Annotated in this window: 23 protein-coding genes and 4 tRNA genes; 11 read left to right on the top strand and 16 right to left on the bottom strand. The window is 59.2% G+C overall.

The genetic code is table 11. From position 1 onward, the window contains the following. Positions 1 to 4: 4 nt before the first annotated feature. Together B9Z48_RS14405 and B9Z48_RS14410 are read right to left on the bottom strand one after the other, a co-directional pair. Positions 5 to 571, bottom strand: a complete 567-nt coding sequence (locus B9Z48_RS14405) for a restriction endonuclease (protein WP_233261139.1) — start codon at positions 569 to 571, stop codon at positions 5 to 7. A gap of 64 nt (positions 572 to 635) precedes the next feature. Further along, on the bottom strand, positions 636 to 1460 hold the full coding sequence (locus B9Z48_RS14410; protein ID WP_108379309.1) for a TauD/TfdA family dioxygenase: 825 nt from the start codon (positions 1458 to 1460) through the stop codon (positions 636 to 638). A 111-nt stretch (positions 1461 to 1571) separates the two neighbouring features. Here B9Z48_RS14410 and B9Z48_RS14415 point away from each other — a divergent pair, with 111 nt between their 5' ends. The 7 genes from B9Z48_RS14415 to B9Z48_RS14445 are packed head-to-tail and all read left to right on the top strand — an operon-like array spanning position 1572 to position 8282. Beyond that, complete coding sequence (locus tag B9Z48_RS14415) at positions 1572 to 2540, top strand: tripartite tricarboxylate transporter substrate binding protein (RefSeq protein ID WP_108379311.1); 969 nt, start codon at positions 1572 to 1574, stop codon at positions 2538 to 2540. 18 nt (positions 2541 to 2558) lie between these two features. Continuing rightward, on the top strand, positions 2559 to 3533 hold the full coding sequence (locus B9Z48_RS14420; RefSeq protein ID WP_089962969.1) for a tripartite tricarboxylate transporter substrate binding protein: 975 nt from the start codon (positions 2559 to 2561) through the stop codon (positions 3531 to 3533). 3 nt (positions 3534 to 3536) lie between these two features. Continuing rightward, complete coding sequence (rraA, locus tag B9Z48_RS14425; RefSeq protein WP_089962971.1) at positions 3537 to 4106, top strand: ribonuclease E activity regulator RraA; 570 nt, start codon at positions 3537 to 3539, stop codon at positions 4104 to 4106. After that, the gene (leuC, locus tag B9Z48_RS14430) at positions 4103 to 5527 is read left to right on the top strand and encodes a 3-isopropylmalate dehydratase large subunit (RefSeq protein WP_108379313.1); all 1425 of its coding nucleotides are present in this window, start codon (positions 4103 to 4105) and stop codon (positions 5525 to 5527) included. The genes rraA and leuC overlap by 4 nt, the downstream gene beginning before the upstream one ends. A 10-nt stretch (positions 5528 to 5537) precedes the next feature. Next, on the top strand, positions 5538 to 6191 hold the full coding sequence (gene leuD / locus B9Z48_RS14435; protein WP_108379315.1) for a 3-isopropylmalate dehydratase small subunit: 654 nt from the start codon (positions 5538 to 5540) through the stop codon (positions 6189 to 6191). Between the two features lies 1 nt (position 6192). Next, positions 6193 to 7116 carry an ornithine cyclodeaminase family protein gene (locus B9Z48_RS14440; protein ID WP_158273281.1) on the top strand — a complete coding sequence of 308 codons (924 nt, stop codon included), beginning with the start codon at positions 6193 to 6195 and terminating at the stop codon, positions 7114 to 7116. Beyond that, entirely contained in the window at positions 7113 to 8282 is a 1170-nt protein-coding gene (locus tag B9Z48_RS14445; RefSeq protein WP_108379319.1) for an FAD-binding oxidoreductase, read from the top strand. The genes B9Z48_RS14440 and B9Z48_RS14445 overlap by 4 nt, the downstream gene beginning before the upstream one ends. 351 nt (positions 8283 to 8633) lie before the next feature. Here B9Z48_RS14445 and B9Z48_RS14450 read toward each other — a convergent pair whose 3' ends face one another. From B9Z48_RS14450 to folC, 14 genes are all read right to left on the bottom strand, one after another. Next, a complete protein-coding gene (locus B9Z48_RS14450; RefSeq protein ID WP_108379321.1) occupies positions 8634 to 8990 on the bottom strand; it encodes a hypothetical protein in 357 nt (118 codons plus the stop codon). Between the two features lie 5 nt (positions 8991 to 8995). Beyond that, positions 8996 to 9364 (bottom strand): glutaredoxin domain-containing protein, encoded by a 369-nt coding sequence (locus B9Z48_RS14455; protein ID WP_108379323.1) that lies wholly within the window; start codon positions 9362 to 9364, stop codon positions 8996 to 8998. A gap of 87 nt (positions 9365 to 9451) precedes the next feature. Continuing rightward, positions 9452 to 10417 (bottom strand): tripartite tricarboxylate transporter substrate binding protein, encoded by a 966-nt coding sequence (locus B9Z48_RS14460; protein WP_108379391.1) that lies wholly within the window; start codon positions 10415 to 10417, stop codon positions 9452 to 9454. A 142-nt stretch (positions 10418 to 10559) separates the two neighbouring features. Further along, positions 10560 to 10636: transfer RNA gene (locus B9Z48_RS14465), tRNA-Pro, on the bottom strand. 32 nt (positions 10637 to 10668) lie between these two features. Further along, positions 10669 to 11127 (bottom strand): MerR family transcriptional regulator, encoded by a 459-nt coding sequence (locus B9Z48_RS14470; RefSeq protein ID WP_108379325.1) that lies wholly within the window; start codon positions 11125 to 11127, stop codon positions 10669 to 10671. Positions 11128 to 11369: 242 nt separating this feature from the next. Continuing rightward, a tRNA-Asp gene (locus B9Z48_RS14475) sits at positions 11370 to 11446 on the bottom strand. Between the two features lie 56 nt (positions 11447 to 11502). Beyond that, positions 11503 to 11578, bottom strand: a tRNA-Glu gene (locus B9Z48_RS14480). A 38-nt stretch (positions 11579 to 11616) separates the two neighbouring features. Continuing rightward, positions 11617 to 11692 (bottom strand) — tRNA-Ala (locus B9Z48_RS14485). 89 nt (positions 11693 to 11781) lie between these two features. Continuing rightward, positions 11782 to 13167, bottom strand: a complete 1386-nt coding sequence (gene gltX, locus B9Z48_RS14490) for a glutamate--tRNA ligase (protein WP_108379327.1) — start codon at positions 13165 to 13167, stop codon at positions 11782 to 11784. Between the two features lies 1 nt (position 13168). Next, the gene (locus B9Z48_RS14495) at positions 13169 to 14380 is read right to left on the bottom strand and encodes an O-succinylhomoserine sulfhydrylase (RefSeq protein ID WP_108379329.1); all 1212 of its coding nucleotides are present in this window, start codon (positions 14378 to 14380) and stop codon (positions 13169 to 13171) included. 10 nt (positions 14381 to 14390) lie between these two features. Next, positions 14391 to 15905, bottom strand: a complete 1515-nt coding sequence (gene purF / locus B9Z48_RS14500; protein ID WP_089962991.1) for an amidophosphoribosyltransferase — start codon at positions 15903 to 15905, stop codon at positions 14391 to 14393. Positions 15906 to 15944: 39 nt separating this feature from the next. Beyond that, complete coding sequence (locus tag B9Z48_RS14505; protein WP_108379331.1) at positions 15945 to 16439, bottom strand: CvpA family protein; 495 nt, start codon at positions 16437 to 16439, stop codon at positions 15945 to 15947. Between the two features lies 1 nt (position 16440). Further along, positions 16441 to 17268 (bottom strand): SPOR domain-containing protein, encoded by an 828-nt coding sequence (locus B9Z48_RS14510; protein WP_108379333.1) that lies wholly within the window; start codon positions 17266 to 17268, stop codon positions 16441 to 16443. An 8-nt stretch (positions 17269 to 17276) separates the two neighbouring features. Further along, complete coding sequence (gene folC, locus B9Z48_RS14515) at positions 17277 to 18566, bottom strand: bifunctional tetrahydrofolate synthase/dihydrofolate synthase (protein ID WP_108379335.1); 1290 nt, start codon at positions 18564 to 18566, stop codon at positions 17277 to 17279. Between the two features lie 50 nt (positions 18567 to 18616). Between folC and B9Z48_RS14520 the strand changes: the two genes are divergently transcribed. The 4 genes from B9Z48_RS14520 (at position 18617) to argG (ending at position 21569) form a co-directional block, all read left to right on the top strand. Then, positions 18617 to 18970 (top strand): arsenate reductase, encoded by a 354-nt coding sequence (locus tag B9Z48_RS14520; RefSeq protein WP_108379337.1) that lies wholly within the window; start codon positions 18617 to 18619, stop codon positions 18968 to 18970. Between the two features lie 103 nt (positions 18971 to 19073). Continuing rightward, the gene (locus B9Z48_RS14525) at positions 19074 to 19760 is read left to right on the top strand and encodes a glycine zipper 2TM domain-containing protein (RefSeq protein ID WP_108379339.1); all 687 of its coding nucleotides are present in this window, start codon (positions 19074 to 19076) and stop codon (positions 19758 to 19760) included. Positions 19761 to 19891: 131 nt separating this feature from the next. Beyond that, on the top strand, positions 19892 to 20209 hold the full coding sequence (locus B9Z48_RS14530; RefSeq protein WP_108379393.1) for a pyrimidine/purine nucleoside phosphorylase: 318 nt from the start codon (positions 19892 to 19894) through the stop codon (positions 20207 to 20209). Between the two features lie 19 nt (positions 20210 to 20228). Then, positions 20229 to 21569, top strand: a complete 1341-nt coding sequence (gene argG / locus B9Z48_RS14535; RefSeq protein WP_053174808.1) for an argininosuccinate synthase — start codon at positions 20229 to 20231, stop codon at positions 21567 to 21569. Positions 21570 to 21598 lie beyond the last annotated feature (29 nt).

Below are 21598 nucleotides of genomic sequence, written 5' to 3' on the forward strand. Positions count from 1 at the left end.
GGGCTCACAAGGTTTTGAAGGTGTCGGCGGTCAAGACGACCAGATCGCCATTCGAGATGAGCGTGATGCGGTTTTCAGCTGCAAAGTCACGGGCCTTGGCACTGACTTGGCCAAGGGTGATGCACACGCTGTTGGACGCTTGCAGGCGATCGCGCTCAGCCACCAGTTCGCGCAAGGGTTCAATCCCTAAGTTGGCGGCCTTCCAGCGCTTGGCACTGACCACGGTCAGCACGCCTTTTTTCTCCAATTGCAGGTCACAGGGACCTTTCAGCGGCAATACGCTGTAGCCCTGGCGGGTGAATGCGGTGTCCAGAAGGGCAGAAAAGTCACGCCAATTCATGGTTGCCAGCGTTTGCAAGACCTGTTCGGTCTCGGCTGCAGTGGGCAAATTGCGCTGACGCCAAAGGGCCATGCAACCGATCACAAAAAACGGAAAGCCCCCCAACATGCCCACGCCCTTGTACTGCTCGGGCAACAAGGCCCCGGCCACCAGGGCGATGACGGCCACCAACACAAAGCTGATCCACCATGGCGAGCGCAGCAGCACCGCAAACAATGATTTCTCGGACATCTTGAATTTCACACACACTCCCTGTCGATCAAAAAAGCGACCCGCATGGCCGCCCTGCACATTATCAAACGGGTGTGTCGCCCGCCAGCGTGATGCGGTGCATCACCCGGCGAAAACCGTGGTAATCGTTGACGGGGTTGTGCTGGGTGCAGCGGTTGTCCCACACGGCCAGCGAATGGGCTTGCCACACAAAACGGCAGGTGAACTCGGGCTTGACCTGGTGCTGAAACAGGAAGTTGAGGATGGGCGTGCTTTCGGCTTCGGTCATGCCCACGATGCCCGCGGTGTGGGCCACGTTCACGTAAAGCGCTTTGCGCCCGGTTTCGGGATGCGTGCGCACCAGCGGGTGGTGGGCCTGGTATTCCTTGGGGGCACTGTCCTTGCCGTCACTTTTGATGCGGTCTTCACGGGTTTTGGACACGTCGGCTTTGGCCGAGCTGCTGATGCCCACGAGGCCGTCAAGCAGCGATTTCATGGTGTCAGACAGCGTGTCCCAAGCCATGTACTGGTTGGCAAACAAGGTGTCACCGCCGTAGGGTGGCACTTCTTTGGCCAGCAGCATCGAGCCCATGGGGGGCTGCTCCAGGTAAGTGGTGTCCGAATGCCAAATGCCGCCGAAGTTGACTTTTTCATGCTCGAGCTTTTTGACTTCGATGACACAGGGAAAGCCGTCCAAGCCTTTGACAAAAGGGTATTCGACCGGCTGGCCCAGGGTGTGCGCAAAGCGCATGAACTGATCGGGCGAGAGGTCCTGCCCACGAAAGAAAATGACTTGGTGCTGCAGCAAGGCGGCGCGGATGTCTTGTTGCACATCGGCAGACAAGGGCTGGGTCAGATCGACCCCGTGCAGCTCGGCGCCCAGGGCACCTGCAATTTGGCGAATGATCATGATTTCATTGTGTCACGGGCCTTGGGTAAACCCCCATCGATTTTGTCCGACGCGAGACAAGCGCGGGCGGCCCTTCGTGTCATTCTTGATCTCTTGTTTTCTGGAGCTGACATGCTGAACCGTCGATTGAATTTACTGGCCTTGGCTGTGGGTCTGTGCATGGGCCAAAGCGCCGTGTGGGCCCAAGAATTTTTGTCCAAGCCCGTGCGCATTGTGGTGCCACAAACACCGGGCGGTGCATCAGATGCCTTGGCCCGCATCGTGGGTCAAAAGTTGAGCGAAAAATGGGGCCAGTCGGTGGTGATCGAGAACCGCGCGGGTGCAGGCGGCAACGTGGGCATGGAGCATGTGGCACAAGCCGCGGCCGATGGCCACACCTTGCTGATGAGCTATGCAGGATCGCACGCCATCAACGCGGCTTTGTACAAAAAACTGCCCTTCGACCCCGAAAAAGATTTTGAGCCTGTGGCCACTTTGGCCACCCTGCCCTTTGTGCTGGTGGTGCGCCCGGACTCGCCGGTCAAAAGCATCAAGGATCTGGCGGAACAAGGCCAGCGCACACCCTTGACGTTTGGCTCGGCGGGCAATGGCTCGGTCAACCATTTGCTGGGCGTCATGTTCAATGCCGCCACCAACACCAAGCTCGAACACATTCCCTACCGGGGCGCAGCGCCCGCCATGCAGGACCTGATGGGCGGGCAGATCAACATGGTGTTCACCAGCTTGCCGTCGGTGTCGGGGGCCATCAAGAGCGGCACGCTGCGCCCAGTGGCGGTGACCAGCGCGGTGCGCTCGGGCAACTTCCCCAACATCCCCAGCATTGCCGAGGGGGGCTTCAAAGAGTTTGACGTGTCCCCTTGGTTTGGTTTGTTTGCCCCAGCCAAAACCCCGGCTGCGGTGGTGCGCCGCATCAACCAGGATGTGCAAGAGGTGCTCAAAAACAAGGATGTGATTGAGCGCTTCAATGCGCAAGGCGCCGATGTGCTGATCACCCAACCCGCTGAGTTTGCCGGCATGCTGAAAAAAGACCTGGCCAAGTGGGCCGTGGTGGTCAAGGCTTCAGGCGCACAGATTGACTGACCCCAACAGAGATAACTCATGAACCTGAACAAAATTTCTCGCCGCACCGCCGTGGCTTTGGCCCTGTGCCTGAGCACCGGCGCTTTTGCCCAGAATTGGCCCGACAAACCCATCCGCATCGTGGTGGGTTTTGCGCCCGGTGGGTTCACCGATGTGCTGGCACGCACCATTGGCCAAAAGCTGCAAGAGCGGCTGGGGCAGTCGGTGGTGGTGGACAACAAGGCCGGTGCTGCGGGCACCGTGGGCGCTGACATCGTGGCCAAGGCCCGGCCCGATGGCTACACCCTGCTGTTGGGCCACAGCAACTCCAATTCGGTGGCTCCCGCGCTCTACCCCAAGCTGCCTTACGACGTGGTGAAAGATTTCACCCCCATCATCCGTGTGGCGTCCACGCCTTTGCTGTTGACCGTCAACCCGGGCGTGCCGGCCACCGATGTGCGCTCGTTTGTGGCGCTGGCCAAACAAAAGCCCATGGGCCTGAGCTTTGCATCGTCGGGCAGTGGCAGCGCCCAGCACTTGGCGGCAGCCCGCTTCATGCTGGCCACCCAGACGCAAATGAACCACATTCCCTACAAAGGCAGCGGCCAGGCGATTGTGGATTTGCTGTCGGGCCAGGTGAATCTGAACTTTGAAAGCCCGCCCAATGTGTTGCCGCACTACCAGGCGGGCAAGCTGCGCGTGCTGGCCATCACCAGCGAAAAACGCTCGCCCCTGATGCCCAATGTGCCCACCCTGGCCGAAGCCGGTGTGCCCAACGCCGAGATGCTGCAGTGGTTTGCCGTGTTGGGCCCGGCCAAGTTGCCCGCCGACATCACCCGGCGCTTGAACACCGAAATCGCCGCCATTTTGAAGCTGCCCGATGTGGCCGAAAAAATCGCCTCGCAAGGTGGTGAAATCATTGGCGGCACGCCCGAGTCGTTTGCGGCCTTCATTCCCGAAGACAGCGCGTCCTGGGCCAAGTTGGTCAAGGACGCCAATGTGCGCATGGACTGAGCCATGAGCCCCATCCCCAAAACCACCGACCTGTGTGATGCCTGTGATGAAGCACAAGCCTGCGCCGTGCTGTTTCAAAGTTACGGCCTGCGCCGGGCCTTCACTGGCCCCATGCGCACCCTGCGCATCCACGAAGACATTGGCCTGATGCGCGACACCGTGAGCCAGCCGGGCTTGGGCCAGGTGCTGGTGATCGATGGCGGAGGCTCGGTGGCGCGGGCCTTGTTTGGCGACGTGATGGCCGATTTGGCCTCGCGCAACGGCTGGGCAGGGGTGGTCATTCATGGTGTGGTGCGTGATGCCAATGAACTGAACGGCATTGACATTGGCGTGAAAGCCTTGGGCACGGTGCCCAAACGCGGCAGCCGCACCGGTGCGGGCGAGCGCGATGTGCCAGTGCATTTTGGGGGCGTGACCTTCACGCCCGGTGACCATGTCGTGGTCGATGCCGATGGTGTGATCGTGCTGCCCACGGGCCTGACGGCGGCCACCATTGCCGTGGACGATGTGGTCGCGGCCACGGCCGCTTATGCGGCGGGCAGCGCCTCATTGCCCACATCACCGCCCGCATGACGGGGCGCACCCTGTACCAGCGCATCGTGGATGCGCACACGGTGCGGCCTCTGGGCAACAGCGGGCAAATCTTGCTGTACGTGGACCGGCAGGTGCTCAACGAATACACCAGCCCGCAGGCTTTTGCGGCCTTGCACGCACAAGGGCGTCCCGTCTGGCGACCCGCGTCCACACTGGCGGTGGTGGACCATGTGAATGCCACCACACCGGTGCGCAACGCCCGCACCATGGTGCTCCTTGATGCCGACCGCGCTCGTCAAGTCAGCACGCTGGCACACAACTGTGCACGGCACGGCATTGAGCTGTTTGACATGCTCGACGCTCGCCAGGGCATTGAACATGTGGTGGCCAGCGAGCAAGGTTGGGTGCTGCCCGGCATGGTGATGGCGGCCGGAGACAGCCACACCACCACCCACGGGGCCATGGGCGCTTTGGGTTTTGGCATTGGCAGCAGCGAGATCGAACACCTGCTGGCCACCCAAACGCTGATTTACCGCCCACAAAAAAACATGCGTGTGACGGTGCACGGCCAGCTGCCGCCCGGCGTGACCGCCAAAGACCTGGTGCTGAGCCTGATTGCACACATTGGGGCCGATGGGGCGTCGGGCCATGTGATCGAGTACGCGGGAGAGGCCATTCGCGCCATGGGCGTGGAAGGCCGCTTGACGCTGTGCAACATGAGCGTGGAAGCTGCGGCGCGGGGGGCCATCGTGGCCCCGGACGATGCCTTGTTTGATTATTTGCACGGTCGCCCGCGCGTGCCGCAAGGCGCACAGTGGGATGCAGCAGTCGCGCAGTGGCGTGCACTGCGCAGCGACGACGACGCGGTGTTTGACCAAGAAGTCAGTCTGGACGCCAGCACCTTGGCGCCACGCGTGACCTGGGGCACCAGCCCGGACCAAGGCGTGCCCATCGACGGCGTGGTGCCCGACCCGGCGCTGGAAGCCGACCCACAACGCCGACACGGCATGCAACGCGCCTTGGCCTACATGGATTTGCAGCCCGGCCAGCGCCTGCAAGGCTTGCCCATCAGCCACGCATTCATTGGCTCGTGCACCAACAGCCGCATCGACGACCTGCGCGATGCAGCGCGTTTTTTAAAAGGCCGACGTGTCGCACCCGGCGTACGGGCCTTGGTGGTGCCCGGCTCGTCGATGGTGCGTGCGCAGGCCGAGGCGGAAGGCCTGGGACGCATTTTTGAAGAGGCTGGTTTTGAATGGCGGCAGGCGGGTTGCTCGATGTGTGTGGCCATGAACGAAGACCACCTGAACGCCGGGGACCGCTGCGCCTCCAGCACCAACCGCAATTTTGAGGGTCGCCAGGGCCCGGGCGCACGCACCCACCTGATGAGCCCGGCCATGGTGGCCGCTGCGGCCGTGACCGGGGCCTTGACCGATCTGCGCACCCTGCCCTGCCACTGAAAGCGATGGGATGAATTCAGCCTTTCCAGCCGTCACCCGCCTCTCGGGTTGTGCCGCCGCCCTGCCCTTGCCGCATGTGGACACCGATCAGATCATGCCCAAGCAGTTCCTCAAGGGCATTGACCGGCAAGGCCTGGCTCAGGGCTTTTTGCACGACATGCGTTTTGATGGTTCGGGCCAGATGCGCCCTGACTTTGTCTTGAACCAGGCCCCTTGGACCGAGGCGCGTTTTCTGGTGACAGGCCCCAATTTTGGTTGTGGATCGAGTCGCGAACATGCGGTGTGGGGCCTGCGCGAGCTGGGCATCCGCTGTGTGCTGGGCACCAGCTTTGGTGGGATTTTCAGCGACAACTGCATGCGCAACGGCGTGCCTGCGCTGGTGTTGCCCGCCTTTGAAGTGGACCGACTGATGGCCCTGGCCCAAGACCCACAGCGCTGCAGCCTCACTTTGGATTTGCCCACACAAAGCTTGTACACCGCAGGCGACGGGCAGACGCTGCACTTTGACATCGACCCTTTGCACAAAGAAATGCTGCTGCGTGGTCTGGATGCGGTGGGCATGAGCCTGACCCATGCGCAGGCCATTCGTGATTTCGAAACCCGGTATCTGGCGGCCACCCCATGGGTGTTGCCCCCTCAGGCAAATCCTCCCCAAGAGAATTGACATGGTCCATTACTTTGACGAAACCCGTGTTCAGCAACTGTTGAGCGTGCCCGATTTGCTGCAAGGCGTGCGCGAGGCCCTGGTCGCCTTGACACTGGGCCAAGTGGTGCAGCCGCTGCGCATGGTCATGCCCATAGGCGATGCATCGGCAGATGGCTTGTTGTTTTTGAAGCCCGCGCAGCTGGGCGACGCCCTGAGCACCAAGCTCATCACCCTGGTGCCGGGCAATGCGCAAAAGGGCTTGCCCACGCTGCTCAGCACCATTGTGCTGATGGACCCGGCCACGGGCAAAACCTTGGCCGTGATGGAGGGCAACACAATCACCGCCATGCGCACGGCAGCGGCCTCTGCCGTGGCGGCCGACGCGCTGGTGCCACGCACCCCGCAAGTGGTGGCCATGCTGGGCAGCGGCGTGCTGGCCCGCAGCCACGCGCAAATGCTGCGGGCCGTGCGCGAGGTGTCCGAAATTCGCGTATGGAGCCCCAACGCAGCCAACGCGCAGCAGTGCGCACACGACATTGGCGGCGTGGCTTGCGCCAGCGCCGAAGCCGCAGTGCGCGGCGCTGACATCGTGTGCACCGTGACCAATGCCAGCGAACCCGTGCTGCACGGCGCTTGGCTCAAGCCCGGGGCCTTTGTGGCAGCCGTGGGTGCGCCCCGCCCCACTTGGCGCGAGCTGGACGACGCGGCCATGGCCCACTGGGTGGTGGCCGATCAGCGCGAAGCGGCCGAAAAAGAATCGGGTGACGTGATGCTCTCGGGTGCCAGGGTCGCGGCCGAAATCGGGGAGGTGTTGTGCGGTCGCGTGGCACCCCCGCCAGCAGGCACCACCGTCATTTTCAAATCGCTGGGCCAGGCGGTGGAAGACACGGTGGCGGCACGGCTGGTGTACCGGGCGGCTTTGGCCGAAGGCGCTCGCCCATGAGCCGCGCCGATGTGGTGATTGTGGGCAGCGGCGTGATGGGCGCGGCCACGGCCTATTGGCTGACCCGCTTGCAGCCTGGCTTAAAAGTCACGCTGGTCGAGTCGGACACACGCTACGAAAAAGCCTCCTCGTCGCTGTCGGCCAGCTCGATCCGCCAGCAATTCACCTGCCCCGTCAACATCCGGCTGAGCCAGTTCGGCATAGCGTTTTTACGCGAAGCGGAGCAGCACCTGGGTCTGCCCGACCACCCGGTGGCCTTGGGTTTGCAAGAGCCCGGCTATTTGTACCTGGCCCAGCACGAGCAAACGGCCGCCTTGCACACGGCGCACCAGATCCAAAAGCAGGCCGGTGCCGATGTGGCCTTGCTCGGCCCCGAAGCCCTGCGCCAGCGTTACCCCTGGCTGAATGTGGACGATGTGGCGCTGGGCAGCTTGGGCCTGAGTGGCGAGGGTTGGTTTGACGGCCCGGCCCTGCATCAAGCGTTCTTGAAAAAAGCCATGGCGCAGGGCGTGCAGCGCCTGCACGACCGGGTGGTGGGCCTGGACCACACGGCCACACAGATCACGGGGGTACGCCTGGCCAGTGGCGGCAGTTTGGGCTGCGCTCAGGTGGTCAACGCTGCAGGGGCCTGGGGCGGCGAAGTGGCGGCCATGGCCGGGGTGCAGTTGCCGGTGGTGGGGGCCAGGCGCACGGTGTTTGTGCTGTCTTGCCCCGAGCCCTTGACCCTGTGCCCTTTGCTGATCGACCCCACGGGTTGGTGGCTGCGCCCGGAGGGACGGTTTTTGATCAGCGGATCAGAGCCCACACAAACCGAGCCCGGCTTGCCGCTGGAGCCTGACTGGGCCGAATGGAACGACGAACAATGGGCTTCGCTGGCCCACCGCATTCCGGCGCTGGCTGCACTGCGGGTCGAGCGGGCCTGGGCAGGTTATTACGAGATGAACACCTTCGATCACAACGCCGTGATCGGCCCGCACCCTGAGTTGCGCAACTTGTATTTCATCAACGGATTTTCAGGCCACGGCATGCAGCATGCGGCTGGAGCCGGTTTGGCGCTGGCCGAGTGCATGCTGCAATGGCCATCGCCAACCATCGACGTGCAAGAACTCGGATTTGAGCGTCTGGCGCAAAACCGCCCGCTGCGCGAGTTGGCGGTCATCGGTTAAGCAACCCTGCCACGCCATTTGTAGGAGCCCCGCCCCCGGGGCGATCCGTGGTGGTCTGTGATGGTTTTTTCGCGGCGAGGGCGCCGCTCCCACAACCAGCTTGTCGGTTCAGCAAGCAGCCCTGCCACGCCATTTGTAGGAGCCCCGCCCCCGGGGCGATCCGTGGTGGTCTGTGATGGTTTTTTCGCGGCGAGGGCGCCGCTCCCACAACAAGCTTGTCGGTTCAGCAAGCGGCCCTGCCACGCCATTTGTAGGAGCCCCGCCCCCGGGGCGATCCGTGGTGGTCTGTGATGACTTTTTCGCGGCGAGGGCGCCGTACCTGCAGGGCCTGTCCAATGCGTTGGGCTGGCATCAAGGACTGTCTTCGCGGGCCTCGATCTGCAGGCGTTGCACCACAGCGCCACGTGTGTCCGCCACAGCGCGGATGCGAAGGGCGGGGCCGGCTTCGAGCACGACACGGCAGTGGTAATCGAGCCCATCGGTTTGCCCCGGGCAGCTGCTGGCGATGCGGCGTTGCCACTGCTGCTTGCCATCGATCTCCAGCGTCAATGCGTGCCAAGCCTCGGCATTCTCTTCGGGCACGCGCACCAGCAAGCTCACATCGATGTCAAACGTGCGGGGCCGCTTCAACGCCCCGGGAATGTTGAGCACGGCCACCGCATCGCGCACCTCGGTACGCCACAACTCGGGTTTTGCCATTGCGGCCATCTCACTCAGGCTTTGAGCAAGGTCTGGAGTTCGCCGCTGTCGATCAAGCGGCGCAAGTCATCGGCGCCACCGACCATGGTGCCACGCACAAAGACCATTGGGAAAGTGGGCCAGCCGGTCCACATCTTCAGGGCATTGCGCAAGCGCCACTGCGAGAAATAACTGCCGAACTCGATGTACTCGTGCGCCACCCCCGCTGCGGTCAGTGCTTTGCGGGCCTTGCCGACATAAGGGTTGCCCGACAAGCCGACCACCACCACTGGGTGCTGGGCGATAGCGGTTTGCACCCGTGTAATGACGGGCAGATGGTGTTCGGAAACGCGTTGGCGAATGGCCGGGTGAATGGCCGATTCATCGAGAAGTGGTCTGGTCATGAGGGTCCTTGGTGGATCGCCATCATAGTCATGTCAAGCCACGTTGGGCATGAATGCACCCACTTTGGCCTGCACACTGGGGACGGATCAATCCACCTTGGCACCCGATTCTTTGACGATGCGCGACCAACGCACCAGATCATCGCGCACGATCGTAGCGAGTTGCTCTGAGGTGCCCTTGAAAGGTTCACAGCCTAAAGTGGCCAGACGATCCCGCGCATCGCCGCTGTCCAAGGCTTTGGAGACTTCGTTTTGCACAAACTGCACCAAGTCTTTGGGAGTGCCAGCGGGGGCAAACATGCCATACCAAGGAGTGGCACCGAAACCTTTGACGGTTTCGCCAATGGTGGGTGCATCTGGCAAGGCTGCGACGCGTTTTTCATTCACCACACCCAAGACCTTGAGTTTGCCTGCACGCACAAATGCGATCGATGAAGGCATGCTTTGCACGGACAAAGGCACTTGCCCACTGACCACATCGGTGGCCGCCGCAGCCGCGCCTTTGTAGGGAATGTGCTGGAGCTTGATGTCAGTGGCTTTTTGCAGCATTTCACCAATCAGGTGGTTGAGCGTGCCGTTGCCGGCAGAGGCAATGGCAAATTTGCCGGGATTGGCCTTGGCTTGAGCGATCAACTCCGACATGTTGTTGGCCGGAAATGAGGGATTGGCCACCAGCACGTAGCCCGCACGGGCCAAGGGGGCCACGGGTTCAAAGTCCTTGACCGGGTCAAAACCTGTGCGTTGGTACAAAAACGGGTTGATGACCTGAGCACTGTCGGCTGTGATCATGAGCGTGTAGCCGTCGGCCTTGGCCTTGGCCGCAGCCGCAGTGCCCACATTACCGCCTGCGCCCGCCCTGTTTTCGACCACAAAGGATTGCCCTGTTTGCTCGGTCAGTTTTTGAGCCACCACGCGGGCAATGGCGTCATTGGCACCCCCTGCGGCCTGCGGCACGATGATGGTGACAGGTTTGTTCGGGTATTTTTCTTGGGCCCACACGCTGCCCCACAATGAAAAACTGGCTGCCAAAGCAATGAGGATGGATTGACGCATGAGAAATTCCGTGTATTCGAATTCCCCGATTTTTGACTGCAAAACACAGTCTGCAAGCAGTAAAAACCCTCAGACTCAAACCACAATGAAAAACGGGTCACAGCCTTGTGGGCTGTAACCCGTTGATTTCATTAGGAATAAATGGTCGGCGTGGCGGGATTCGAACTCGCGACCCCTTGCACCCCATGCAAGTGCGCTACCAGGCTGCGCTACACGCCGACAAGCTTAAGATTATAGCCTGTTCTGGGGCCTTAAATGGTCAAAAGGGCTCTTATTTGCAAAAGCTCTTCATGAATCTGCACAGGAGTCATCTGCGGCAAAGGCAAAGCCGACATCAATGAGGTTGGCCCTGCATCCATGTCTGTGTTGATGCCCTCTTCCATGTCCAGCAAAAAATCTTCTTCCGCGGTGTCCACTTCGTTTTGTGACAAACGAGAGAGTTGGCGTTCAGTTTGGACCAGTTCCTGCAATTTGTTGCGAGCACCGCTGATCGTGAACCCTTGGTCATACAGAAGACCTCGGATGCGCCGGATCATCATCACCTCGTGACGCTGGTAATAACGTCTGTTGCCTCTGCGCTTGACGGGGCGAAGTTGGGTAAATTCTTGCTCCCAATAGCGAAGGACGTGGGGTTTGACGCCACACAGCTCACCGACTTCACCAATGGTGAAGTAGCGCTTGGCCGGAATGGGTGGGAGCAAACTGTCCATGTTTGACAACGAGTTACCTAGAAAACCTAGTAGCTTACTGCAACTGTGCAATCTTCGTCCAGCCCTGCTTGTGAGCACTTTCCCTGTAAAAGACGCAGTGAACCGATCGCTTCAATGAACACGATCACTGCGGCTTGAGAGACTTGATGCAGGCCAGAATGTCAGTCGTCGCTGTCCAATCTCTAGAATTGGCGCTCTTGAAATGAAAAAAGCCCAAGTAGATAACTACTCAGGCTTTGATCTGGCGGAGTGGACGGGACTCGAACCCGCGACCCCCGGCGTGACAGGCCGGTATTCTAACCAACTGAACTACCACTCCTGGTAGCTGTAACTTTTGTCAGACTGCCTTAGCAACTGACCAAGTGCTACAAAACTTGGCGACCCTACGGGGATTCGAACCCCGGTACTCACCGTGAAAGGGTGATGTCCTAGGCCTCTAGACGATAGGGTCATAACCTGGACTGATTCTTTCGAATCTTCTCGACACTTTGGTGGAGGTAAGCGGGATCGAACCGCTGACCTCTTGCATGCCATGCAAGCGCTCTCCCATCTGAGCTATACCCCCTTTGACATTCAAGACTTCAAACTACGTTACCGATGTTTGCTTTCTTGTTATGCCTCGTTGGTGTCGAGACTTGAATTATAGACAGGTTTTTAGGCATTTTTTAAGTTGGCGAGAATTTTTTCTCTTTTACTCAAAAAAAGTACGGCATCCAGCGATGGCGTCTGTGCCGTGCCCATGACCAAGACACGCACGGGCATGGCCAGCTGAGGCATTTTCAGCCCAACTTCGCCCAAGGTTTCCTTGATGGCCGCAGCAATTGAAGCCTTGTCCCAAGTGCATGTTGCCAACTTGTCCGCCAACACGCCCAAACCCGGTTTCACGGCATCGGTCACATGCAAGGCTTTCTCTTGTGCATTGGGCACCACATCAAGGTAGAAAGCAGAAATCCATTGGGCCAAAACGACCAAGGTGTCGCATCGGTCTTTGAACAAGCCGCAAATGCTGGCCAAACGCTCATCGGCCACCACACCCAATTTGTCCAAAAAGGGTTGCACATGCACGGCCAGAGCGTCATCGCTCATGGCCTTGAGGTGCTGGGCGTTGACCCATTTGAGCTTGGCTTCGTCGAATTGCGCAGCACTGCGTCCCAAGTGGTCCAAATTGAACCACTCCAGGAACTGTGCTCGGCTGAAAATTTCGTCATCGCCATGGCTCCAACCCAGTCGCGCCAAATAATTGACCATGGCATCGGGCAGATAGCCTTCGTCGCGGTACGCCGTCACGGCTTTGGCGCCATTGCGTTTGCTCATCTTCTCGCCCTGCTCGTTGAGCACGGTGGGCAGGTGGGCGTAAACCGGAGGCTCTTTGCCCAGGGCTTTGAAGATGTTGATCTGGCGTGGGGTGTTGTTCACATGGTCATCGCCTCGGATCACATGCGTGATTTGCATGTCAATGTCGTCCACCACCACGCAAAAGTTATAGGTGGGCGTGCCATCGGGGCGAGCAATGACCAGGTCGTCCAACTCGTCATTGCTGATTTCAATCAGGCCTTTGACCTTGTCATTCCAGGCGACCACACCACCGATGGGGTTCTTGAAGCGCAAGACAGGCTTGACGCCCTCGGGAATCGCGGGCAAGGTTTTTCCCTCTGCCGGACGCCAAGTGCCGTCGTAGCGAGGTTTTTCCTTACTGGCCATTTGACGTTCGCGCAAAGCATCCAGATCTTGCATGCTCATGTAACAAGGGTAGACATGCCCTGCAGAGATCAATTCGGCCAGAACGGCCTTGTACCGCTCCATGCGCTGCATTTGGTAGAAGGGACCTTCATCGTGGTTGAGTTCCAGCCAAGCCATGCCTTCGATGATCACATCGACAGAAGCCTGGGTGGAGCGATCGAGGTCGGTGTCTTCAATGCGCAAAATAAAGTCGCCGCCTGTCGCGCGGGCAAAAGCCCAAGGGTACAAAGCCGAGCGGATGTTGCCCAAGTGAATGAAGCCCGTGGGCGATGGGGCAAAGCGGGTGCGTGTTTTGGTCATATCAGAGGGTATCGAGACCACGGGAGAGGTCTTTTTGAACATCTTGGGGGTATTCGAGGCCAACGGCGACTCGAATCAGGCCTTGGCCAATGCCTGCAGCTTGGCGCTGCGCCTCGGTCAGTCGACCGTGCGAGGTGCTGGCGGGGTGAGCCACCATGGTTTTGGTGTCGCCCAAATTGGTGGCCAGCGACAGCATTTGCATTTGGTCCATGACGTAGAAAGCTCGTTGACGCGATTGCTCTGGGCCATCGGCTTTCACATCGAAGGACAACACGGCACCGCCCAGACCCGACATCTGGCGCATCGCCAAGTCGTGTTGGGGGTGACTGGCCAAACCGGGGTAATGCACACGGGCCACGGCGGGGTGCTTTTCCAGCCATTCGGCCAAAATTTGTGCGCGGCTTGTTTGGGCACGCATGCGAAGGTCCAGTGTTTCCAGGCCCTTGAGCACCACCCAAGCATTAAAAGGGGCCAATGTCATGCCGCCACTTTTGAGCACAGGCAAAAATTTCTCTGTGATCATTTGCTGCGAAGCACAAAGCGCCCCCGCCATCACCCGGCCTTGGCCATCCAGGTATTTGGTGCCCGAATGCATGATGATGTCCGCCCCCATGGTCACAGGGCGTTGGAGTGCAGGTGTGGCAAAGCAGTTGTCTACCGCAAACAAGGCACCAGCGTTGTGAGCGATGTCGGCCAATGCCTGGATGTCGCACACCTCGGTCAGGGGGTTGGTGGGCGTTTCGGCAAAGAGCAAACGTGTGTTGGGCCGGACCGCTGATTGCCATTCATTCAAATCGGTTTGCGAAACAAAGCTCGATTCAACGCCAAACTTGGCCAAATCCGAGCCAATCAATTTGATGGTGGAGCCAAACATGGACCGCGAGCACACCACATGATCGCCCGCCTTGAGCAGGCCCATGCACATCATCAAGATGGCTGACATGCCCGATGCAGTGCCCATGGCCGCTTCAGTGCCTTCCAATGCTGCCAAGCGCATTTCCATGCTGCTGACCGTGGGGTTGCCGTAGCGACCATAGGTAAAGCCTTCTTCGTCACCCGCAAAGCGCCGGGCGGCAGATTCGGCTGTAGGTTGAACGTAGCCGCTGGTCAGGTACAAGGCTTCGGAGTTTTCGCCGTACTGGCTGCGCTCCACTGCGGCACGCACGGCCAGGGTTTCGATGTGCAAATCGTCAAATCGGGAAGATGAGGTCATGTTTTTGGGCTCACACGCTGGCGTTGGGCAAAGCCAAACGCGAATTGTCGTCATCGCCCTCTTCGGTTTGAGGACGGGTTTGATTCAACCGGTTGATGTCAGCAGCGGAAATATCGCCCGTCACGTACACCCCGTCAAAGCAAGACGCATCGAAGTCAGACAACACACCCGCTGCATTGACACGCGCTTGGGCGACGGCGGTTTTCATGGCATCCACGTCTTGGTAGATCAGGGCGTCACAGCCGATGATCTCGCGAATTTCTTCAATGCTGCGGCCATGCGCGACCAGCTCTTCCTTGGTGGGCATATCAATGCCATACACGTTGGGAAAGCGCACAGGCGGGGCAGCGCTGGCCATGTAAACCTTGCGGGCCCCTGCATCACGCGCCATTTGCACAATCTCGCGGCTGGTGGTGCCGCGCACGATGGAGTCGTCCACCAACAATACGTTGCGGCCCTTGAACTCACTCACGATGGTGTTGAGCTTTTGACGCACCGATTTTTTGCGCACCGCTTGACCCGGCATGATGAAGGTGCGGCCCACGTAGCGATTTTTGACAAAGCCTTCGCGGTAAGGAATGCCCAGCAAATGGGCCAATTGGGTGGCGCTCGGACGGCTGGACTCGGGGATCGGAATCACCACATCAATGTCGTTGGGTGGCACGGTGGAAATCACGCGTTTGGCCAGTGTCTCGCCCAAATTCAAGCGGGCTTGGTACACCGAGATGCCGTCCATGGTCGAGTCGGGTCGGGCCAAGTAAACGTACTCAAAGATGCAAGGGCTCAATTGCGCTTTGTCGGCACATGCTTGGGTGTGCACCTGGCCTTCAAGGTCAACAAAAATGGCTTCCCCAGGGGCCACGTCACGCTCAAATTGGTGCGATGTGCCATCCAAAGCCACCGACTCGCTGGCCAGCATGACAGAGCCGTCCTCACTGCGGCCCAGGCACAAAGGCCGAATGCCATGCGGGTCACGAAAAGCAACCAGGCCATGCCCTGCGATCAAGGCGATCACGGCGTAAGAACCTTTGACACGGCGGTTCACACCACGCACAGCCTCAAACACATCCATGGGTTTGAGCGGCAAGCCACGCGTGGTTTTTTCCAACTCATGGGCCAAGACGTTGAGCAAGACCTCGGAGTCACTGTCGGTGTTGATGTGGCGGTGGTCCACTGAGAACAGCTCCGCTTTCAACGCATGGGCATTGGTCAAGTTGCCGTTGTGCACAAGCACCAAGCCAAAAGGTGCATTCACATAAAAGGGCTGGGCCTCTTCTTCGCTGAATGCGTTGCCCGCCGTGGGGTAACGCACTTGGCCCAATCCGCAGTTGCCCGGCAAGCTGCGCATGTTGCGGGTGCGAAACACATCACGCACCATGCCTTTGGCTTTGTGCATGAAAAACTTCCGGTCCAGCTGCGTGACAATGCCCGCCGCATCTTGACCGCGGTGTTGCAAGAGCAACAAGGCGTCATAAATCAACTGGTTGACCGGAGCGCTACTGACAACGCCAACAATTCCACACATACTTTTAATCCGTTCAAAAAACGATGTGCCCCAAACAAATCAGGGCAATATCTCTGCAAAACTCTGTGGCAACAATGGCTTCAATCGGTCCAAACTTGCGCTCAAAAACACAGGTCCACGGGCATTTTTCCACCAGACTTCGGTTGAAAAACCAGTCAACTGAACGACCACCGTCAGGGCGAGCAGCAACACCAGGCCACGGGCCAAGCCAAATAAAGCCCCCAAGCTGCGGTCTACGGGACGCAAGCCCACGGTTTCCACCAACTTTTTGATCAGCCAAGAGACCAAGCCCGCAGCAAACAATGTGGCGATGAACACCACCACAAAAGCCATGGCGTATTGCACGGGCTCAGCCGCACCTTTTAGAAATGGCAGCCAAACGATCACATCTGAGGCGAACCATTGGGCCAAAACGAATGCGGCCACCCAACCGGCCAAAGAGAGCACTTCGTAAACAAGCCCCCTCCAAAAACCGACCATCATGGAAACGAACAAAACACCCAGCAAAATCCAGTCAGTCAGAGAAACGTCCACGTCATAACCTCAACACAGCGGGCGAAAAACCCAGAGCCCGGATCCGTGCGGCAATTTTGTCTGCCTCCTCTCGCGATCCAAATGGCCCCACTCGCACACGGGTGGACGTTTTCCCCTCTTTGTCGTCAATCGATTGGGTGTAGGTGACCAAGCCCCCTTGTTCGAGCTTTTTACGGACTTCACGAACTCTGCTTGCATCCGAAAATGCGCCCACTTGGATGACGTGCCTCTCTACAACTGCAGGATTGTCCCGACCATCCAACAAAGACTTGGCTTTGCTCCCATCGTCTTTTGGTTGGGGCTTGACCGGTGGCACGGGATCGATTTTGGCAGGCACTGGCTTGGGTTCTACCGGCTTGGCTTGTGCAGGCTTGACGTCGACAGGAACCGGCGCAGGGGCAGGCTTGGCACTGACCACAGGGGCCGATCGCACGACCACTTCTTCCCGATCATCCAGCCCGGCTTGGACGGGCAAAGGCTTGGACTCATTGACCGACGGCTTCACAGGCACGGGGGCCACAGGCGAAACAGATGCCACTGGCGCTAAAGGAACCACCGGAGTCACTGGCGCGGCGGCGGCCAATGCAGGGGTCGAATGTCTGTCAGGAATAACAATGGGCGTATCCACAGCCACAGGACGTGGTTGGGTGTCAAACAACAAAGGAAAGCCCAGTACCGCCACCAGAACCAATACCACGGCACCCATCAAACGGTGACGTGCTCTCCTTCTGACGATGTCGATGTTTTCACTCGCACTTGCAACAGCCACTTCTGCAACGGGGGCATCGGGGTCAGCCTGACCGGGTACACGGAACTTGAAAAACGCCATGGCGATGTTCAGGGGCTGAGGTGTTTGGCCTGAAGACGTGGAATGCCATCTTGCAAAACACCCCCCACTGTATGGAAGGAACCAAAGACCACGATTCTATCAGCCGGGTCTGCGTTCTTGATGGCTGCCTGGAAAGCCTCCATGGGCTTGGCATGAACACTGCTTGTCGCATCTTTGCGCGTGTTTTGGGCCTGCCAAAGCGCTTGAAGCTGCTCGGCCGTCGCTGCCCGGCTCAGGGGTAAATCTGTGAAGTACCACTTGTCCACCATCGGACTGACCCGCTTGAGCATGGGCAAGAGGTCTTTGTCACCCATGGCACCCAACACCGCATGGGTGGTGGGATAAAACCCCATGGCATCCAGATTGACGGCCAGGGCAGCCACAGAGTGAGGGTTGTGTGCCACATCCAGCACCAACACGGGCTGACCTGGCACGATCTGAAAGCGCCCGGGCAATTCGACCATGGCCAAGCCATTGCGGATGGCCTGAGCTGTGACGGGAATTTGCTGACGCATGGCCTCCAAAGCCGCCAACACCCCTGATGCGTTGATCAATTGGTTGGCCCCGCGCAATGCGGGATAAGCCAGGCCGCTGTAGCGTCGGTCACGCCCAGCCCAAGCCCACTGCTGGGGATCACCTGAAAAATTGAAATCCCGCCCAAATTGCCAGAGCAAGGCACCCACAGTCTGGGCGTGGTCGATCACGCTTTGTGGGGCCACCGGATCGCTCACAATGACAGGCCGAGCGGCTCGCATGATGCCCGCCTTCTCGAAACCGATGCTTTCACGGTCGAGGCCCAAAATGGCCGTGTGGTCGATGTCAATGCTGGTGATGACCGCGCAATCCGTGTCGATGATGTTGACCGCATCCAAGCGGCCCCCCAGACCCACTTCCAAAATAGCCACATCCAGCTGGGCTTTGGACATCAGATGAAGGATGGCCAGTGTGCTGAATTCAAAATAAGTCAAACTGACATCACCGCGCACCGACTCCACAAAAGCAAAAGCCTGCGCAAAGACCTCAGAGGAGGCAGATTCGCCATGCAAACGGCAGCGTTCTTCAAAATGAACCAAATGCGGCGAGGTATAAACCCCGGTTCTGTAACCTGCTTGCAACAAAATGGCCTCGAGCATGGCGCAGGTTGAACCCTTGCCATTGGTGCCTGCCACCGTGATCACCGGGCAGTCAAAATGCAGCGCCATGCGGTCGGCCACTGTTTTGACACGGTCAAGCCCCATGTCGATGGCCACGGGGTGTAACTGCTCGCACCAATCGAGCCATTGTTGTAGAGTCTTCATAGGGCGCGATTGTCGCCGACTCCCACCCGCTTTCACGAGAGAAAAACAGCATGAACCTGATCGTTTACGGCATACCCAACTGCGACAGTGTCAAAAAAGCCCGCACATGGCTGGCCAGCCAAGACCTGGACTTCACATTCCATGACTTTAAAAAGCAAGGCGTGCCGCCCACCGAAATTGACAAATGGCTGGATGCTTTGGGCTGGGAAACCGTGCTCAACCGCAAAGGCAGCACTTGGCGAAAACTTGACCCAGCGGTGCAAGCGGGCGTGACCGACCGTGTCAGTGCCAAGGCCGTGATGCTGGAACACGCCAGCACCATCAAACGCCCTGTGATCGCTTGGCCCTCTGGACAGTTCAGCGTCGGTTTCTCACCAGACAGTTGGCCCCTTGAAAGCCATTGAGTGCACTCACATGCTGAACAAAACAGAACTTTACATGCCCGTTATGGGCAACAGGACTGGCCAGCGCTACACTTGATTCATTCAATTGAAAAGGGAAAACCACATGAAAAATTTGGCAATTGCCCTCTTGTTGTTGTCCACCTGTGCAGCCCATGCTCAAGAGGTGGGACAGGTGATTTCACGCACTGCGGTTTACCAGCAAGTGATTGTGCCCCGCCAAACCTGCACACAAACCCCTGTGACCGTCTCCAACCCCAGCTCTGGGGCTGGCGCATTGATGGGGGCCATTGCGGGTGGGGCCATTGGCAACCAAATCGGCGGCGGATCAGGCCGCGCCTTGGCCACCATCGCTGGCGTGATGGGCGGTGCCATGATGGGGGACAAAGTCGAAAACCCTGGTACTCAAATCCAAAATCAGACCACTTGTACAAGCCAAAACGTTTATGAAAACCGGCTGACGGGTTACAACGTGGTGTACGAATACGCGGGCAAACAATTCAATGTGGTCTTGCCCCAGGATCCTGGTCCAACCCTGCAATTGCAAGTCACCCCCGTGATGACCCCTCGTTCTGAATTGCCCAGCATCGAGGGCTCTACCCTGACAGCCACAGCGTCTGCGCCCTTGATGCCCAGCACAACGCCAACGGTGATCCATGAATCACGCGTGGTTTATGTACCCGCTCCGGTTTACATAAGTTACGCGCCCGTTTACACCCATGTTGATCTGGCCTGGGGTTGGCGTCATGGCCATGGCCATGGCTTCAGTCGAAGAGATGGCCGTTGGCGCTGAAAGACCTGGCCAGACATGAGCGGCCAACACCCCAATGAGCCTAAAATATGGGTTTGATTGACCGCAAAGGGCGTCTGAAGACGCCCTTTTCCATTGATGCGGGTCCTGCCCGCCCCCTTGAAGCACCCACCATGACCACCCAAACCATCGACGGCGTCTCCGTCAACACCCAAGCCAATGTTTACTTTGACGGCAAATGTGTCAGCCACGGCCTGACCCTGCCCGACGGCACCAAACTGTCGGTCGGCGTGATCCTGCCCGCCACCCTGACCTTCAACACCGGCGCACCTGAAATCATGGAGTGCGTGGGTGGTTCTTGCGAATACAAGCTCGATGGCAGCGCCGAGTGGGTCAAGTCCAGCGCAGGCGAAGAGTTCAGCATCCCCGGCAACTCCAAGTTCGAAATCCGCGTGACCGAGCCCTACCACTACATCTGCCACTTCGGTTGAACCCACCGAACGAAACGATATGAGCACCATCCTGCAAAACCTGCCCAAAGGGCAAAAAGTCGGTATCGCCTTTTCGGGCGGCCTGGACACGTCTGCCGCCCTGCTGTGGATGAAGCAAAAGGGCGCCCTGCCCTACGCCTACACCGCCAACTTGGGCCAGCCTGACGAGTCCGACTACAACGAAATTCCCCGCAAAGCGATGGAATACGGCGCAGAAAAAGCCCGCCTGGTCGACTGCCGCACCCAGCTGGCCCACGAAGGCATCGCCGCCATCCAGTGCGGTGCTTTCCACATCTCCACAGGCGGCATCACCTACTTCAACACCACCCCGCTGGGCCGCGCCGTGACTGGCACCATGCTGGTGGCTGCCATGAAGGAAGACGACGTCAACATCTGGGGCGATGGCAGCACCTTCAAGGGCAACGACATCGAGCGCTTTTACCGCTACGGTCTGCTGACCAACCCGAGCCTCAAGATCTACAAGCCCTGGCTGGACCAGCTGTTCATCGACGAGCTGGGCGGCCGCGCCGAAATGAGCGCTTTCATGACCGCCAACGGTTTTGGCTACAAGATGAGCGCTGAAAAGGCCTACTCCACCGACAGCAACATGCTGGGCGCGACCCACGAAGCCAAAGACCTGGAAAGCCTGCAAAGCGGCATGAAGATCGTCAATCCCATCATGGGCGTGGCGTTCTGGAAGCCCGAAGTCGAGGTCAAGGCCGAAGAAGTGAGCGTGCGCTTTGAAGAAGGCATGCCTGTGGCCCTGAACGGCGTGGAATACGCCGACCCGGTCGAGCTGTTCCTGAAAGCCAACGAAATCGGCGGCCGCCACGGCCTGGGCATGAGCGACCAGATCGAAAACCGCATCATCGAAGCCAAGAGCCGCGGCATCTACGAAGCCCCTGGCATGGCGCTGCTGCACATCGCCTACGAGCGATTGGTCACCGGCATCCACAACGAAGACACCATCGAGCAGTACCGCATCAACGGCCTGCGCCTGGGTCGCCTGTTGTACCAAGGCCGCTGGTTCGACCCGCAGTCCATCATGCTGCGCGAAACCGCCCAGCGCTGGGTGGCCCGCGCCGTGACAGGCACGGTGACGCTGGAGCTGCGCCGTGGCAACGACTACAGCATCCTGAACACCGAGTCACCTAACCTGACTTACGCCCCAGAACGTTTGTCGATGGAAAAAGTGGAAGACGCGCCGTTCAGCCCGCTCGACCGCATCGGCCAGCTGACCATGCGCAACCTCGACATCGTCGACACCCGCGCCAAGTTGGGCATCTACGCGCACGCTGGCCTGCTGTCGGTAGGCGAAGGCCCGCACATCTACAAGCTGGATGGCAGCGGCAAGAAGTGATTTTTGCCTTGCTCTAAAGAGAAACGGCC

Source organism: Limnohabitans sp. WS1 (assembly GCF_003063265.1).
Classification (GTDB): Bacteria; Pseudomonadota; Gammaproteobacteria; order Burkholderiales; family Burkholderiaceae_C; genus Limnohabitans_A.